The sequence below is a fragment of the Wenyingzhuangia sp. IMCC45467 genome, assembly GCF_054111205.1.
Genome location: NZ_CM134196.1, coordinates 843,281 through 860,470, shown reverse-complemented (window position 1 = coordinate 860,470; position 17,190 = coordinate 843,281). Strand labels below are relative to the sequence as shown.

Genomic DNA, 17,190 nt, shown 5'->3' with positions numbered 1-17,190 from the left:
ATGCAAACATATGAGAACTGAACAAATAGGAACTAAACTTTATAATGTAGGGCTTAGTTATAAAAAGGCAGATGTGGAGACACGTAGTGCTTTTAGTTTGTCTAAGCAAAAGCAAATAGATTTACTAAAAGATGCTAAGTCTAAAGGTATTGATGGAGTAATGGTAGTTTCTACTTGTAATAGAACAGAAATTACAGGGTTTGCAAAACACCCCTTTGAATTGATAAGTTTGCTGTGCGAACACTCTAATGGTACAGTAGAAGATTTTGTAAAATATTCTAATATTTATAAGTCATCAGAAGCTATTCAGCATTTATTTAAGATAGGAACTGGTCTAGAAAGTCAAATTTTAGGAGACTACGAAATTGTAGGGCAGTTAAAACAAGCTTATCAAATAGCACAAAAATACGGAACCATTAATACTTATTTAGAAAGATTGATGAATTCTGTATTGCAGGCAAGTAAAGAGGTTAAAAACCAAACAGAATTAAGTTCTGGTACTACTTCTGTAGCCTATGCAGCAACACAATATGTAATAGATAATGTAGAAAACTACAATTCTAAAAGAGTGTTGGTTTATGGTTTGGGAGAAATTGGTAAAAATGCCTGTAAGAATTTATTGGAATATACAGAGAACAATAACATTCATTTAATCAATAGAACACACGCTAAGGCGATTGAGTTTTCAGAGGTACATCAAAATATAGCGATCAATACTTTTGAAAATTTAGATGTTGAAATTGATGATGCAGATGTGTTAATTGTTTCTACAGGTTCTGATATGCCTACCATTACAACCAAACACATCAAAAAAGATAAAAATTTATTGATTTTAGATTTGTCTATGCCAGAGAATGTAGATAAATCTTTAAAATCTTTTGAGAATATTACGTTGGTAAATGTAGATCAATTATCTAAAATTACAGACAAAACTTTAGCTAAACGTACTGCAGAAATTCCTAAGGCAATGCTTATTATTGATAAACATAAGCAAGATTTTAATGAGTGGGTAATGCATAGAAAGTTTACTCCGGCAGTCGCTGCTTTAAAAGAGTCTTTAATGGCTATTCAGCATGATGAATTAGATTTACACAAAAAACGTTTAGATGGGTTTAATGAAGAACATGCAGAAATCATTACCTCTAGAATTATTCAGAAAATAACCACACAGTTTGTTAAACATTTAAAAGATGAGAATACATCTGTTAATCAAAGTATAGAGGTGGTTAGTAAAATATTTAATACTTCATTAGAAACTCAAGAATGAGTAAAGTTATTAGAATAGGTACAAGAAATAGTGAATTGGCTTTATGGCAAGCTCATTTAGTACAAGGTAAACTTCAAGCATTAGGTTACAAAACAGAAATTGTTGAACTATCATCTATAGGTGATGAAATTTTAGATATTCCTTTACATCAAATTGGGAGCATGGGGGTTTTTACCAAAACTTTAGATGTTGCCATGCTACGAGGACAGATTGATATTGCTGTTCATTCTTTAAAAGATGTTCCTACACAATTACCAGAAACCATTGTACAAGCTGCTGTTTTAGAACGTGCCGATGTACATGATGTTGTTGTTTACAAAGGAACAGAAGAAGAGTTGATTGCTGATGAAGCTACCATTGCTACAGGTAGTTTGCGTAGAACAGCACAGTGGTTGCACAAATATCCTACTCACAATTTAACAGATTTACGAGGTAATGTAAACACTCGTTTACAAAAGTTAGAAGATAATCCTTGGAACGGAGCTATTTTTGCCAAAGCAGGTTTAGAACGTATTAATTTGTTGCCAGAAAATCATGTGGTGCTAGATTGGATGATTCCTGCACCTGCACAAGGAGCGATCATGATTACTGCTTTAGAAAACGATTCAGAAGTTTTAGAGGCATGTGCTAAAATCCATCATGAAGAAACCGCACTTTGTGTAGGTATAGAACGTGATTTTATGAGAACTTTAGAAGGTGGTTGTACTGCACCTATCGGAGGAAATGCCGAAATTGTTGCAGATAAAGTTACCTTTAAAGGTTTGTTAAGTGCTATTGATGGAAAAGAGCAAAAAGGCGTTTTTAGAATAGCAGATTTAAAAGATGCTAAAGATTTAGGAAAGCAATGTGCTCAAGAAATTTTAGCCAATGGAGGTGATGTGTTGATGAAAGAAATTAAAAAAGTGATTAAAAAGTAGTATTCAGTAATGAGTACAAAGTATTAAGAAATATTGAATCCAAGTAGTTTTGTCACTTCGAGTGATTTTGAGGTACGAAAAATTGTATCGAGAAGTGAGTTTAAATAACAAATGAAAATTCTATCAACCAAAATATTAACCCCTAGTCAAAAAGAATTGCTATCCGGTTTTTCAGTTGTAGAGAAAGCGATGATTTCTATTTCTTTTGGAGAAAACTTTAAAGTAGATGAATGTATCTTACATGCGGTTTTTACTAGTGCTAATGCGGTAAAGTCTGTGTTTGAGAAAAACAAAAATAAAGTTGAACATTTTCAAAACGTATATTGTGTTGGTTTAAAAACAAAGTCTTTATTAGAAAGTTTTGGAGTTCAAGTACAAGATGTTTCAAGCAATGCTTTAGCATTAGCAGAGATTTTAGTTGCTAAAAAAATAGAAGACATTCATTTTTATTGTGGAAATCTTCGCAATAATGATTTGCCTAATGTAATGGCAGAAAATGGAGTATTGGTAACTGAATACATAGTTTACAAAACAGAATTTAGTGAACATACTTTTGATGAAAACTTTAATGCTGTTTTGTTTTATAGCCCAAGTGGGGTTAGTAGTTTTGTAAAAGCAAAAAACAATTGCAATACCATTGCTATTTGCATAGGAGTAACCACAGCAACCGAAGCATTAAATAGTTTTGAACAAGTATATATGGCAGAGGAAACTACGGTAGAATCTGTCATAGAAAAATTAAAAGAGATAATATAGTACAAAGTATTAAGCACAGAGTACTAAGAGTAATAAATTACATAGAAACAAAGGACTATGTACTAACTACTAAGAAATGAACAGAACAAGAAGGTTAAGAAAAACAGAAGGAATCAGAAGATTGGTTAGAGAAAATCAGTTAACGGTTGATGATTTGGTGTATCCTTTATTTATTGAAGAAGGGGAAAACATAGAAAAAGAAATTAGTTCTATGCCAGGTATTTTTCGTTTTTCATTAGATACCATTTCTAAAGAATTGGATGAGGTAGTTTCTTTAAATATACCTGCTGTTTTGTTATTCGGAATTCCATCAGAAAAAGATGATGAAGGTACAGAAACGTGGAATGATAACGGAATTATGCAACAAGCGGTTCGTTTTATTAAAAAGAACTATCCTAGTTTGTATGTGATTACAGATGTTTGTTTTTGTGAATATACCAGTCACGGACATTGTGGAATTATTCACGATCATGATGTTGACAACGATGCTACTTTGGTAAACATTGCCAAACAAACTATTTCTCATGCCAAAGCAGGGGTAGATATGGTAGCTCCATCAGGAATGATGGATGGAACTATTGCTGCCATGAGAGAAGCCTTAGACAATTCAGGTTTTCCAAACATTCCAATTATGGGATACTCTGTGAAATATGCATCAGCATTTTATGGGCCTTTTAGAGAAGCGGCAGATTCTACACCGTCTTTTGGAGATAGAAGAACTTATCAAATGGATCCATCTAACAGGTTAGAAGGACACAGAGAAGCGTCTTTTGATGATGAAGAAGGAGCAGATGTTTTAATGGTAAAACCAGCACTTTCTTATTTAGATATTATTAGAGATTTAAAAGAAGATTTTGACAGACCTATAGCATGTTATAATGTAAGTGGAGAATATGCCATGGTAAAAGCAGCAGCAGAAAAAGGTTGGATTGATGGAGAGCGTGTCATGATGGAATCTCTATTGTCTATGAAAAGAGCCGGAGCAAATATCATCATTACCTATTTTGCCAAGGAAGTAGCTAAAATATTAAGTAAAAAGTAAAAGGATTTTAAGATTAAGGTGGTTTTTAGTTTTAACAACCATAAATATCTTTTTACCTTTTACCTTAAATCATTATACATTACATAAAATGAACTTTAACAATTCAGAAAAACTATACAAAAAAGGATGTGAAAACTTAGTAGGAGCTGTAAACTCTCCTGTTAGAGCATTTGCATCGGTTGGTGGAAATCCTTTGTTTATAGACAAAGCCAAAGGAGCTTATATTAAAGATGTAGATGGAAACAAATACATAGATTTAGTATTGTCTTACGGACCTATGATTTTGGGGCATAGAAACAAAAAGGTAGAAAAAGCAGTTACTAAAGCTATAAAAAAAGGAACTTCATTTGGAGCTTCTACCAATGCTGAAATTAAGTTAGCAAAAATAGTTTGCGAAGCTTTTCCAGGAATGGATAAAGTTCGTTTTGTAAATTCTGGTACAGAGGCTGTGTTAAGTGCTATTCGTTTGGCAAGAGCGCATACAGGAAAAGATAAAATCATTAAGTTTTCAGGATGTTATCACGGGCACATGGATGCCATGTTGGTAGCAGCGGGTTCTGGTTTGGCAACCTTAAGTTTACCAGGTTCAAAAGGGGTGCCTGCACAATCTGTAGAAAATACGTTGATTGCTGAGTATAATAATTTAGAAAGTGTAAAAGCTCATTTTGATAAGCATGATGATATTGCTGGGGTAATTTTAGAGCCTGTAACAGGAAACATGGGAGTAGTACAACCTACTCAAGAATTTATACAAGGGCTACGAAAAATAACAAAAGAGCACGGTGTGCTCCTGATTTGTGATGAGGTAATGACAGGTTTCCGTTCTAAATTTGGTGGAGCACAAGAATTAGTAGGAGTAGAAGCAGATATTACTTGTTTAGGAAAAGTAATAGGAGGTGGTTTCCCTGTAGGAGCCTACGGAGCTCGTAACGAAATTATGGAAAATGTAGCCCCATTAGGAGGCATGTACCAAGCAGGAACTTTATCAGGAAACCCGATTGCGATGGCAGCAGGAATTTCAACTTTAACGGAGTTGAAAAATCAAAATCCATATGAAAAGTTTAATACTGTTGCAGAAAAGTTAGAGGAAGTATTATTGTCTTCTGCTAAAAAATATGGAGTAGATTTAAAAGTGAATAGATTTGGATCTATGATCAATCCATTTTTTATCAATAAAGAAGTGACCAATTTTGCTGATGCACAAACATCGGATACCGATAAGTTTGCAAAGTTCTTTTGGGCAATGATAGAAAACGGTGTGTTTTTACCACCAAGTCAGTTCGAAGCTTGGTTTTTATCAACTACCATTACCATGAAGGAATTAAAAAAGTTGGAGACTGCAATTGATGCTTCTATGAAAGTAGTAGGAGAAAAGTAAAAGGATTTAAGAGTAGAAGGTAAAAAGACGTTTTTAAGTGCATAATTTTAGAGAATTAAATATTTGGAAAATATCTAAAGACTTTTGTAAAGAAGTTTATTTAGTAACAAAATCTTTTCCTAAATCTGAAATTTATGGATTAACAAGTCAACTGAACCGAGCTGTTGTTTCTGTTCCTTCAAATATTGCAGAAGGTTGTGGAAGAGAAACAAGTAAAGATTTAGCTCGTTTTATTACCATTGCTTTAGGTTCTGCATATGAAATAGAAACTCAATTAATTATTGCTTTTGAATTAGAGTTTATAAAAGAAAAAGATTTTGAGGCTTTATTAGATAAGATAAAGCAAATTCAGAAGATGTTATATAATTTTAGAAGAACATTAAAATAGAGATTGTATGAAAAGTCTTGTTACTTTTTACTTACAATCATTTTACTAGAGATGATAAAAAACGACCTATACCTAAGAGCCTTAAAAGGAGAAACTGTAGAAAGACCTCCAGTTTGGATGATGAGACAAGCAGGAAGATACTTGCCAGAGTTTCAGGAAATAAAAAAGAAATACGATTTTTTTACACGTTGTCAAACACCAGAGTTGGCGGCAGAAATAACCGTACAACCTATCCGTAGATATGGAATGGATGCGGCTATTTTGTTTTCGGATATTTTAGTCATTCCACAAGCAATGAATATTGAAGTGGAAATGAAAGCAGGAGTTGGACCTTGGTTGCCAAATCCAATTCGTACCATGAAAGGTGTAGAAAACGTAATTGTTCCAGACATTGATGAAACTTTAGGATATGTAATGGATGCCATTAAATTGACAAAAGAAATGTTGAACGATGAAATTCCATTGATTGGTTTCGCAGGTTCTCCATGGACAATTTTGTGTTATTGTATTCAAGGACAAGGATCAAAGAATTTTGATATGGCCAAAGAGTTTTGTTTTACACAACCTTTAGCTGCCCATGCCTTATTACAAAAAATTACAGATACTACTATTGCTTATCTTAAAAAGAAAGTAGAAGCAGGAGTAAACGCTGTACAAGTGTTTGATTCTTGGGGAGGAATGTTATCTCCGGTAGATTATCAAGAATTTTCTTGGAAATACATCAATCAAATTATAGAAGCATTAAAAGATGATGCTCCAGTAATTGCTTTTGGAAAAGGATGTTGGTTTGCATTAGAAGAAATGTCTAAATCTAACGCCTCTGCTTTAGGGGTAGATTGGACAATTACTCCAGAGTGGGCAAGAAAATTAACAGGAGGAAACATTACTTTGCAAGGTAACTTTGATCCAACTCGTTTGTTCTCTCCACCAGCAGAAATTAAAAAGCAAGTAACTACTATGATAGATGCTTTTGGTAAAGACAAATACATTGTAAACTTAGGGCACGGTATTTTACCAAATATTGGTTTAGACAATGCCAAAGCGTTTATTGATGCAGTTAAGGAATATAGCGTATAGAGTAAAAGGTAAAAGGATTTTGGGTAATAGGATTTGAGATTTTATTTTCACCAATGTTTTAAGATATATGTCTTTATACCTTTTACCAACAATCTTTTTACCCAATAAAATAATGAAAGAACAATTTTACAACTACATACAACAATTACAAGACACTATTTGTGCAGGTTTAGAGGCTGTAGATGGTGAAGCAAAATTTGTACAAGATCTTTGGAATAGACCTGAAGGAGGCGGAGGTAGAACTCGTGTAATTTCAAACGGAAAAGTGTTTGAAAAAGGAGGAGTAAACATATCATCCGTTCATGGAGAATTGCCTTTGGCTTTACGCAAACAATTTGGAGTAGAAGAAGGAAACTTCTATGCTTGTGGTTTGAGTTTGGTAATACATCCTAAAAACCCTATGGTGCCAACAGTACATGCAAATTGGCGATATTTTGAAATGTATGACGAATCAGGAAATGTGGTTACACAGTGGTTTGGTGGAGGACAAGATTTAACACCTTACTATTTGTTTGATGAAGATGCTGTACATTTTCATACAGTTTGTAAAACAGCTTGTGACAAACACAATCCTGAATTTTATCCGTTGTATAAAAATAAATGTGATGAATATTTTTGGAATGCTCACAGAAATGAAGCTAGGGGAATAGGAGGTTTGTTTTTTGATTATTGCAAAGCTACAGAAGATATGTCTTTAGATCAATGGTACAATTTTGTTACAGAAGTAGGAAATAGCTTTTTAGAAAGTTATGTGCCTATTGCAGAAAAGCGAAAAGATTTACCTTATACTAAAGAACAAAGAGATTGGCAAGAAGTCCGTAGAGGACGTTATGTGGAATTTAATTTAGTTCATGACAGAGGAACGTTGTTTGGTTTAAAAACCAATGGTAGAATAGAATCTATTTTAATGAGTTTACCACCACATGTACAATGGCATTATTGTCATGAACCTCAAAAAGATAGCGAGGAAGAAAGGTTGGTTAAAACATTAATGAACCCAAAAGAATGGATCTAAATGCGTGTCATAAAGTTCTTTATCATAGTATGCTATATTTCTGGATTTAGCCAGAAAAAAGATACTTTGTATGTAGAAACTTTTTCGCATAAAATAAATATAAGAACTTCACTAGAATTAGAGGAACAAGCCTTAGAGGTATCAAACCTTAATACCTCAAATGATTATTCTCTTAGACAAAATGAAGTTGGTAAGTTAGCATTCTCGCTAAACTATAAAATATTGGGAGTAAAATTAGGTTTTACTCCCGGTTTTTTAAAAAATGACTTTGCCTTAAAAGGTCCTGCCGAATATAGGCATTACAGAATCAGAATCTATTTTCCTAAGTTATATCAACAATTTTATTATTATCGCACCAAAGGTTTTTATGTTAAAAATACTGATGATTATGTAGATGGTTGGGAAAAAGGAAAAGATCCTTATTTACAAATCTCTAATTTAAATACTTTAGAAATTGGAGGAGAAACAAGATACTACTTTAGTAATAAGTTTGGATATAGAGCTATTTTTTCAAATACAGAAAGGCAATTAAAATCTAAAGGAACTTGGATGGCTGTGTTAAAATACAATTATTCAAAAATAGACAAACCTACTACTGATTATTTTGTGTTGAATGATGAAAGTTATAATCTAAATATTATTGGAGGTTATATCTATAATTTAGTCTTTGACAAAAACAAGTATCTCTTTGGGCAAATTACTCCAAGCGTAGGAATTAAATATGTTAAAAATATTCATGATAATACCTCTGGAGGAGTAGAAAAAAATCATCTCTTAATTCCTAACGTAGGCTTACGAACAAGACTAGGGTTAGGGTACACGTCTAGCAAGTTTTATTATGGAGTTAGTGTGTTAATTACTTCAACATCTTATCAAGAATATGCGAATATAAATTTAGTAGATTCTAGAGTTTTTGCTTCTTTACATTTAGGATATCGCTTTGAAGCTTTTAAAGGGTTAGAAAGTTTTTTTAAAAATTAGGAATTTAAAATATTTGAAAATCAAGGTATTAAGATTTTATTTTTCTGCAGGTGATGTTTTCTAAAATAAAAAACTGGTTCTAATTAAACTATCTAGATTTTAGATAGTCTTAAGTATTGTTCGTCTATAAAAACAAGAATACAAATTAAACAATACTATGAAATACATTTTATTTATCATCTCTGTTTTATTTCTTCAGCAGGCCAATGCACAATCGATTGGATTTGAAATTTCAGGAACTTTAATTTCTAATGACGATAAGTCTCCATTAGAATCTGCAACGGTTTATTTAGAAAGAAAAAAAGACAGTACCGTTGTGAGTTATACAATAACAGATGATAAAGGAAAATTTTCTCTAGAGGGAAGTACAAAAGATGCTGAGTTAAATTTTAATATTACTTATGTTGGTTACAAACCATATCATAAAGATTTAGATTTAAAAAAAGAAGCTGTAATTGATATGAAGGAGGTGGTATTAAAACCTGATGCAAATGAGTTAAATGAAGTAGTCCTTAAATTATCACCGCCAATAACAGTTAAAAAAGATACTTTAGAATTTAATGTTAAGTCTTTTAAAACAAAAAAAGATGCCAATGTTGAAGATCTTATTAAAGTATTACCTGGAGCAGAAGTAGATGCTGAAGGAAATATCACTATTAATGGGAAGCCTGTTAACAAAGTTTTGATAAACGGAAAACCTTTCTTTGGTAATGATCCAACCATTGCTACACGTAATTTTCCCAAAGATATTATAGAAAAAGTTCAGGTTTTAGATACAAAAACCAAGTCTCAAGCATTTACAGGAGAAGACAGTGATGGTGAAAACAAAACCGTAAATCTTGTTATAAAAAAAGAAAACAACAAAGGAGTTTTTGGTAGAACGGCAGCGGGTATTGGTACAGATGACAAATACGAATATGCGGGTATGTATAACCGTTTTGATAATGATCAAAAATTTAGTGCCCTGTTAGGAGGTAACAATATTAATTCTCCAGGGTTTAGCTTTGGAGAAATTAGAGAAATGTTTGGAGGGAATGTAAACTCAAGAAATTTTGGGGGTGGACAAGGAATTGTAACTTCTGATAACGTAGGGGTAAATTATGCTGATGATTATGGTAAAAATGTTGAATTTACCTCAAACTATTTTTATTCAGGAAGTGATTCCGAAAACGAATCCTCTAGTGAAAGAGAAGATTTTTACGATACATTTAGCAATTTCACTACATCTAATGGTAAGTCATCCAGTAGTAGCGATAGCCATTCTGCTAATTTTGAAGTAGATATTAAAAAGGATTCAACTTGGTTAATTAATATTTCTCCATCTTTTAGATTTTCTAAAAGTAATACCATTTCCGAAGATGATCAAACAATAGTAGATGAGAATAAAGATGTTATTAATGAAGCCAATTCATCATCTAATGTTAAAAGTGATAATAGAAGTGCAAGTACAGATATTGATGTAACTAGGAGGTTTGGATCTAAGGGAGGATTTATTAGAGTTGGTGTTGATGTAGGAGTAAGCGGATTAAATAGTGATGATTATTTAGCTCAAAAGCGTGAAGTATATAATAATACTTCAAAAAACTATGATAGAAACTTATATTCAAATATAGAGAATTCATCACAAGATTTAGAAACCTCATTAACATATAGGTTACCTATAATCTCTAAAAAATTGTTCATAGATTTTAGATATTCTTTTAACACAGATAAAAATACATCTGATAAAAAAACATATGAATTTGACACCAACACTCAAGAATACAAAAATGTATTTATTGATAGTTTAAGTACCGATTATACCAATACAGACCTAAGTCATGTGCCTGGTATTGGGTTTAATTTTTCTACAGATAAAATAAGATTAAGGTATAATAGTTCATATAGATTTAGAACTTTAGAAAATATTGATGATTTAAGACCTATTTATAGCTTAAAGAGACAATTTAATAATTTTGAGCAAAACCTTAATTTTAGGTATCGTTTTAGTGAAAAATCATCATTTAACATTCGTTATAACTTAAGAAATAACCCACCTAGTTTATCTAATTTACAGGCGTTTGAAGATGTGAGTTCTAATAATAATGTTGTTGTAGGAAACCCAAATTTAAAGCCAGAGAAAGCCCATAGTTTCAACATGTTCTTTAATAATTTCGATTTTCAAAAACGTACAGGTTTTTACAGTTATGTTAATGGTAATCTTACTCAAGATCAAGTAGTGTCTAATGTAACCATTAATCAACAAGGTGGTGATAGAAGAACAACTTATACCAACGTAAATGGAAATTACAATGTGTCAGCAGGTTTAGGAACTAGTAAAAAATTTCAATTTACAGACATCTCTTCTTTAGACCTAAGGCTTGGAGCAGGTCCAGGTTATAATAGATCTGTCAATTATAATAACGGAAACTTATATATTAGTAAAGGATTGTCTATCAACCCTAACGTTGGATTAAGGTACGAAGTGAGAGATATTCTTGATGTAGATACAAGATATACCATATCATATTCAAACACCCAATATAACCTTGCTAATTTACCAAATAGAAACATTACTTCTCATTCAGTAAACTTAAATACTACTACCATGGTTCCAAAAGGGTTAGAATGGAGAAATTCTCTTAATTACAATTATAACCCTAATGTAGCAGATGACTTTCAAAAAAGTTCTTGGTTTTGGAATATGACTTTATCTTATGCTGTTTTAAAAGACAAAGGATTGATTTCTTTAAAAGCGTATGATTTATTAAATCAAAACACAAATGTAAGAAGAATAGCTAATCAAAACTATATTCAAGATTCACAAAGTACCGTGTTAAAACAATACTTTATGCTTGGCTTTAGTTGGAAGTTTAACACCTTAGGTGATAGAACCAAAGGCGGACCAAGGGGTAGAGGAGATTTTAGAAGACGTAGATTTTAATAGGATATAATTTCCTCATCTTTAAAATGAAAAGCACTTTCAATAGCTGCATTTTCATCACTGTCAGACCCGTGGATGGCGTTTAAAGTTACATTGGTAGCGTATAAGTTTCTAATAGTTCCTTCAGCGGCATCCTCAGGATTGGTAGCTCCAATTAAAGCTCTAAAATCGTCTACAGCATTTTTCTTTTCAAGAACAGCAGCTATAATAGGCCCACTGGTCATAAACTCAATAAGTTTACCATAGAATGCTTTTTCTTTGTGAATAGCATAAAATTCTCCTGCTTTTTCTGCCGAAAGTTTGGTTAATTTTAACGCTACAATTTTAAACCCAGAATTGGTTATTTTCTGAATAATAGCTCCAGTATTTCCTTTTGCAAAAGCATCAGGTTTAATCATTGTAAAAGTTCTGTTGTTTTCCATGTTGATATGTTTTACAACGCTAAGATACTTTTTTCCATAAAAAATATACGGCTTTGTAAACTCATTTTTAATTGTATTTTAGCAGCTTATGAATACAAAGGATATAAACGTTTTAAAAACGTATTTTAAAGAACCTAAAAATATTGTTTTTGTAGCACACAAAAACCCTGATGGTGATGCTGTTGGTTCTACTACAGCCATGGCAATGTTTTATAAAAAATTAGGACATCAAGTACAGGTAGTTTTACCTAATGGAATTCCAGATTTTATAGCTTGGATGCCAGGAGCAGATGATGTTTTTAGATATGATTTACAAAATATACAATCTAAAAAAGCTATTAGTGAAGCTGATGTCATCTTTTTGTTAGATTTTAATGCTTTGCATAGAGTTGGTGATGACATGCAAAATGGATTAGAAGCTTTTGAAGGTGATTTTATCATGATAGACCATCATCAACAACCAGATGATATAGCTATGGTCACTTATTCTGATACCTCTATCTGTTCTACCTGTCAAATGGTTTATCATTATATTGATACTTTAGGACAAACAGATTTGATAGATGAGGATATTGCAACCAGTATTTACACGGGAATTATGACAGATACAGGTTCTTTCCGTTTTCCATCAACAACAAGTACAACGCACAGAATTATAGCTAATTTAATTGATAAAGGAGTTAAAAATGCAGATATTCACAACCAAGTATTTGGGAACAACTCATATAGTAGACTACAACTATTAGGAAAAGCTTTAACAAATTTAATAGTTATAGAAGATTGTAAAACTGCCTATATTACTTTATCGCAAGATGAATTAAAACAATACAATTATACAAAAGGAGATACAGAGGGAATTGTAAATTACGCCTTGTCTTTAAAAGGAATTGTATTTGCTGCTATTTTTATTGAAGATACAGATCAAGGAATTGTAAAAATGTCTTTTAGATCTAAAGGAAAATTCTCTGTAAATCAATTTGCAAGAAATCATTTTGATGGAGGTGGACATGACAACGCAGCAGGAGGAAGATCAGTAGATTCTTTAGAAACAACTGTGGCTAAATTTATATCTATAGTTCCAGATTATAAACAAGATTTGTTGGTTTCTTATGAAATTTAGTTGGCTATTTGTTTATGGAATACTTTTTGTGTCTTGTAACCACACAAAAGCAAGAAGACCTATAAATAAAAAAAATGATTCTTCTAAATATGAGTATTCAATCTTACTGAATAAAACTATTCAGGCTGAGGAAGAAAATAATATCAAAAAGTATATTGTAAATGATACTTTGTTAAACTATAATTTTTCTCCTTATGGTTTTGCTTATGCTAAAGTAAAAACATCGGAAGTACTAAAAAACAAAGTGCAACAAAATGATATAGTTACCTATGTTAAATCTGTTTTTAATTTAAAAAATGAATTGATTTACAGAGAAATACAAGAAACGATAATAGTTGGTAAATCAAAAGAGATAAAAGGAATAGAAGAAGGACTTAAATTAATGCAAGAAGATGAGGAATTTAAATTTATTTTTAGTTCATTTGTAGCCCACGGATTTAGTGGTGATGGTAACAATATAGGAGCTAACACTCCTATAGTAGTAAAAATTAAACTTTTAAAAATTAAATAAATAATTAAGAAAATGAATATCATTAAAGGATTAGCTTTAGGATTAGCAGTTACAGGAATGGTGTCTTGTAACCAACAAGCAGCAAGAAAAACAACATTAGCAACTGAATTAGATTCAGTAAGTTATGCCTTAGGAGCATATATTAACTTAAACTTTAAAGTAAGTGAAGACTTTAAAGATTTAGATTTAGCTGTATTTAATCAAGCAATTAAAGAAGCATCAGACTCTGCTAAAGTATTAATAGATCAAAAAGATTTAGCTCCAATTTTAATTGCTTATACTAAAAAGCAAGCAGAAGCAAAAAATGCAGGTCTTAAAGAAAAAGGTGAAGCTTTTTTAGAAGCTAATAAAGCTAAAGAAGGAGTACAAGTTACAGAAAGTGGATTACAATATATTGTAGAAACTGAAGGAACTGGTGAAAAGCCATTAGAAACAAGTACAGTAAAAGTACACTACCATGGAACTACTCCAGAAGGAGAGGTTTTTGATAGTTCTGTAGATAGAGGAACTCCTGCTGAATTCCCATTAAATAGAGTGATTCCAGGATGGACAGAAGGGTTACAATTAATGACTGTAGGTTCTAAGTATAAGTTTTTTGTACCTCAAGAATTAGCATATGGAGCCAATGCACCTCAAGGTGGAGCAGGACCAATTAAGCCTTATATGCCATTAATATTTGAAGTAGAATTATTAGAAATAGTTAAGTAATTAACAAACTCTTAAAATTATAAAAAAGCCCAATTAAGATTTTCTTAATTGGGCTTTTTCTTGCTACTATTTCTAAGTATAAAGTTTATCTTTACGCTTTTAAAATTAAAAGAAATTACATGAGCTTATTTCAAGATCAGTCTTTAAAAGTATACAACTCAATTAGTAAAACAAAGGAAACTTTTTCTCCGGTAACAAAAGGGAATGTGGGAATGTATGTATGTGGACCTACCGTGTACAGTAACGTACATTTAGGAAACGTAAGAACATTTATGAGCTTTGATTTGGTGTTCCGTTATTTACAGCATTTGGGGTATAAAGTACGTTATGTGCGTAATATTACTGATGCCGGTCATATGGAAGATGATGCAGATGAAGGAGAAGATAAAATTGCTAAAAAAGCTCGTGTTGAAAAAATAGAACCCATGGAAGTGGTACAACGTTACACTTTAGACTTCCATAATATTTTACAACAACTAAATAATTTACCGCCTAGTATTGAGCCTACTGCTACAGGACATATTATTGAGCAAATTGAAATTATTAAAGATATTTTAGAAAAAGGACTGGCTTATGAGGTAAATGGCTCTGTGTATTTTGATGTATTGAAATACAACGAAAGTAAAACTTACGGTGTTTTATCTGGTAGAAAAATAGAAGATGCTGTTCATAATACTCGTGTGTTAGATGGGCAGTCTGAAAAGAAGAATCCACAAGATTTTGCTTTGTGGAAAAAAGCAAGTCCACAACATATTATGAGGTGGCCTTCTCCTTGGGGAATTGGATTTCCTGGTTGGCATTTAGAATGTACAGCTATGAGTACAAAATACTTAGGAGAAAAGTTTGATATTCACGGAGGAGGAATGGATTTAAAGTTTCCTCATCACGAATGTGAAATTGCCCAAGCAGAAGCTTGTAACGGTCACAATCCTGTAAATTATTGGATGCATGCCAATATGTTAACTATGAATGGACAAAAAATGTCTAAATCTACAGGAAATAATATTTTACCAGGTGAAATTTTTACAGGAAAAAATAGCATACTGTCTAAACCATTTTCACCAGCAGTAGTTCGTTTCTTTATGATGCAAGCGCATTATCGTAGTATTTTAGATTTTTCTAGTGAAGCTTTAGAAGCATCAGAAAAAGGATATAATAAATTGGTAGAAGCATTAAAAAACCTATCAAATATAACGGCATCAAAAACATCAACTATTGATGTTGAGGATTGGAAACAAGCTTGTTACGATGCAATGAATGATGATTTTAATAGCCCTGTATTGGTTGCTAATTTGTTTGAGGCTGTTAAAAAAATTAACTCACTAAAAGAAGGAAAAGCAAGTTTAACTCAAGAAGATTTAGATTTATTTACAAACACTTTACATGCTTTTGTTTATGATGTGTTAGGTTTGTTAACCGAGACAACTGAGCAAGGTTCTAATAAGTTAGAGGGGGTGGTAAATATGCTAATAGGAATGCGTAAGCAGGCAAGAGACAATAAAGATTGGGCTATGAGTGATTTAATTCGTGATGAGCTTAAGGCTTTAGGAATTCAATTAAAAGACGGAAAAGAAGGAACTACTTTTATTGTAGAATAAATTAAGAATGGATAGAATGAAAAAGATATTGATATTTCCTTTTATCCTATTGATTAGATTTTATCAAGGAGCCATTTCTCCGTTTATACCTGCTACATGTAGGTATTCACCAACCTGTTCTAGTTATAGTATAGAAGCTTTACAAAAGCATGGCATTATTTATGGTGGATGGTTGGCAATTAAAAGAATAGCAAGTTGCCATCCGTGGGGAGGCAGTGGTTACGATCCTGTACCAGAAAAACAAAATAAAAAAGATATATGAGTGTATTAGCCATTACATGGGATCCATCATTAGGACTGGATTTAGGTTTTTTTGTGATTAGATATTATAGTTTAATGTTTGTAATTGCTTTTGCAATTGGATATCAAATCATGAAAAAAATATTTATTCATGAAAAAATTGAATTGGAAAAATTAGATAAGCTTCTAATGTATGTAGTTTTTGCTACAATTTTGGGAGCAAGATTAGGACATGTTTTCTTTTATGATTGGGCTTATTTTTGTCAACATCCAGAAGAAATTTTATTACCTTTTAAGTTTCAGCCAACCTTTAAGTTTACAGGTTTTGCTGGCTTAGCAAGTCATGGGGCTGCCATTGGTATTATTACTTCTTTGTGGTATTTTTCTAAAAAAGTATTACAAAAGCCTTTACTATATATTTTAGATAGAGTAAGTTTAACTATTGCTTCTGGTGGGGTTTTTGTTCGTTTAGGAAATTTAATGAATTCAGAAATTATAGGGCATCCTACTAAAAGTAATTATGGATTCATATTTAAGGCATTAGGGGAAGATTTTCCAAGACATCCAACTCAGTTATATGAATCTTTTGGTTATTTAATTGTTTTCTTAATCATATTTTATATGTTTTGGAGAACCAAGGCTAAAGAAAAGTTGGGATTAATATTTGGTGTGTTTTTTACTTTATTGTGGTCTGTACGTTTTGTAGTAGAATTTTTTAAAGAAGCACAAGTTGATGATAGAGCTACTTGGGCATTAAATACAGGACAATTATTAAGTATTCCGCTAATATTAATAGGAATTTACTTTATTATAAAAGCAAATAAAAAATCGTAACAAAAAAGACAAC

Annotated in this window: 17 protein-coding genes; 16 read left to right on the top strand and 1 reads right to left on the bottom strand. The window is 31.9% G+C overall.

Annotated elements, in window-relative coordinates; genetic code table 11:
• The first annotated feature begins 10 nt into the window (after positions 1 to 10).
• The 10 genes from hemA (at position 11) to ACXGQT_RS03735 (ending at position 11,744) form a co-directional block, all read left to right on the top strand.
• Positions 11 to 1,267, top strand: coding sequence for a glutamyl-tRNA reductase (gene hemA / locus ACXGQT_RS03780; protein ID WP_457830074.1), 1,257 nt, complete (start codon positions 11 to 13; stop codon positions 1,265 to 1,267).
• Positions 1,264 to 2,184, top strand: a complete 921-nt coding sequence (gene hemC / locus ACXGQT_RS03775; protein WP_457830073.1) for a hydroxymethylbilane synthase — start codon at positions 1,264 to 1,266, stop codon at positions 2,182 to 2,184. Before hemA ends, hemC begins: the two co-directional genes overlap by 4 nt.
• Before the next feature lie 111 nt (positions 2,185 to 2,295).
• Entirely contained in the window at positions 2,296 to 2,940 is a 645-nt protein-coding gene (locus ACXGQT_RS03770; protein ID WP_457830072.1) for a uroporphyrinogen-III synthase, read from the top strand.
• 76 nt (positions 2,941 to 3,016) lie between these two features.
• On the top strand, positions 3,017 to 3,982 hold the full coding sequence (gene hemB / locus ACXGQT_RS03765) for a porphobilinogen synthase (RefSeq protein WP_457830071.1): 966 nt from the start codon (positions 3,017 to 3,019) through the stop codon (positions 3,980 to 3,982).
• 88 nt (positions 3,983 to 4,070) lie between these two features.
• Entirely contained in the window at positions 4,071 to 5,360 is a 1,290-nt protein-coding gene (gene hemL, locus ACXGQT_RS03760; RefSeq protein ID WP_457830070.1) for a glutamate-1-semialdehyde 2,1-aminomutase, read from the top strand.
• Positions 5,361 to 5,397: 37 nt separating this feature from the next.
• A complete protein-coding gene (locus ACXGQT_RS03755; protein ID WP_457830069.1) occupies positions 5,398 to 5,748 on the top strand; it encodes a four helix bundle protein in 351 nt (116 codons plus the stop codon).
• Between the two features lie 51 nt (positions 5,749 to 5,799).
• On the top strand, positions 5,800 to 6,825 hold the full coding sequence (gene hemE / locus ACXGQT_RS03750; protein WP_457830068.1) for a uroporphyrinogen decarboxylase: 1,026 nt from the start codon (positions 5,800 to 5,802) through the stop codon (positions 6,823 to 6,825).
• Between the two features lie 112 nt (positions 6,826 to 6,937).
• Complete coding sequence (gene hemF, locus ACXGQT_RS03745; RefSeq protein ID WP_457830067.1) at positions 6,938 to 7,840, top strand: oxygen-dependent coproporphyrinogen oxidase; 903 nt, start codon at positions 6,938 to 6,940, stop codon at positions 7,838 to 7,840.
• On the top strand, positions 7,841 to 8,821 hold the full coding sequence (locus tag ACXGQT_RS03740; protein WP_457830066.1) for a DUF4421 family protein: 981 nt from the start codon (positions 7,841 to 7,843) through the stop codon (positions 8,819 to 8,821).
• A gap of 157 nt (positions 8,822 to 8,978) precedes the next feature.
• A complete protein-coding gene (locus tag ACXGQT_RS03735) occupies positions 8,979 to 11,744 on the top strand; it encodes an outer membrane beta-barrel protein (protein WP_457830065.1) in 2,766 nt (921 codons plus the stop codon).
• On the opposite strand, the gene ACXGQT_RS03730 is transcribed toward ACXGQT_RS03735, so the two are convergent.
• Positions 11,741 to 12,166, bottom strand: coding sequence for a nucleoside-diphosphate kinase (locus ACXGQT_RS03730; RefSeq protein ID WP_457830064.1), 426 nt, complete (start codon positions 12,164 to 12,166; stop codon positions 11,741 to 11,743). The two genes, ACXGQT_RS03735 and ACXGQT_RS03730, sit on opposite strands and share 4 nt — an antisense overlap.
• An 88-nt stretch (positions 12,167 to 12,254) precedes the next feature.
• Here ACXGQT_RS03730 and ACXGQT_RS03725 point away from each other — a divergent pair, with 88 nt between their 5' ends.
• The 6 genes from ACXGQT_RS03725 to lgt all read left to right on the top strand — a co-directional run bounded on the left by ACXGQT_RS03725 (position 12,255) and on the right by lgt (position 17,177).
• Entirely contained in the window at positions 12,255 to 13,286 is a 1,032-nt protein-coding gene (locus ACXGQT_RS03725; protein ID WP_457830063.1) for a DHH family phosphoesterase, read from the top strand.
• Positions 13,276 to 13,797, top strand: a complete 522-nt coding sequence (locus tag ACXGQT_RS03720) for an FKBP-type peptidyl-prolyl cis-trans isomerase (RefSeq protein ID WP_457830062.1) — start codon at positions 13,276 to 13,278, stop codon at positions 13,795 to 13,797. The genes ACXGQT_RS03725 and ACXGQT_RS03720 overlap by 11 nt, the downstream gene beginning before the upstream one ends.
• Before the next feature lie 12 nt (positions 13,798 to 13,809).
• Complete coding sequence (locus tag ACXGQT_RS03715; RefSeq protein ID WP_457830061.1) at positions 13,810 to 14,505, top strand: FKBP-type peptidyl-prolyl cis-trans isomerase; 696 nt, start codon at positions 13,810 to 13,812, stop codon at positions 14,503 to 14,505.
• A gap of 119 nt (positions 14,506 to 14,624) precedes the next feature.
• Positions 14,625 to 16,103 (top strand): cysteine--tRNA ligase, encoded by a 1,479-nt coding sequence (cysS, locus tag ACXGQT_RS03710; protein ID WP_457830060.1) that lies wholly within the window; start codon positions 14,625 to 14,627, stop codon positions 16,101 to 16,103.
• Between the two features lie 16 nt (positions 16,104 to 16,119).
• Positions 16,120 to 16,365, top strand: coding sequence for a membrane protein insertion efficiency factor YidD (yidD, locus tag ACXGQT_RS03705; protein ID WP_457830059.1), 246 nt, complete (start codon positions 16,120 to 16,122; stop codon positions 16,363 to 16,365).
• Positions 16,362 to 17,177, top strand: coding sequence for a prolipoprotein diacylglyceryl transferase (gene lgt / locus ACXGQT_RS03700; protein ID WP_457830058.1), 816 nt, complete (start codon positions 16,362 to 16,364; stop codon positions 17,175 to 17,177). The genes yidD and lgt overlap by 4 nt, the downstream gene beginning before the upstream one ends.
• Positions 17,178 to 17,190: the final 13 nt, after the last annotated feature.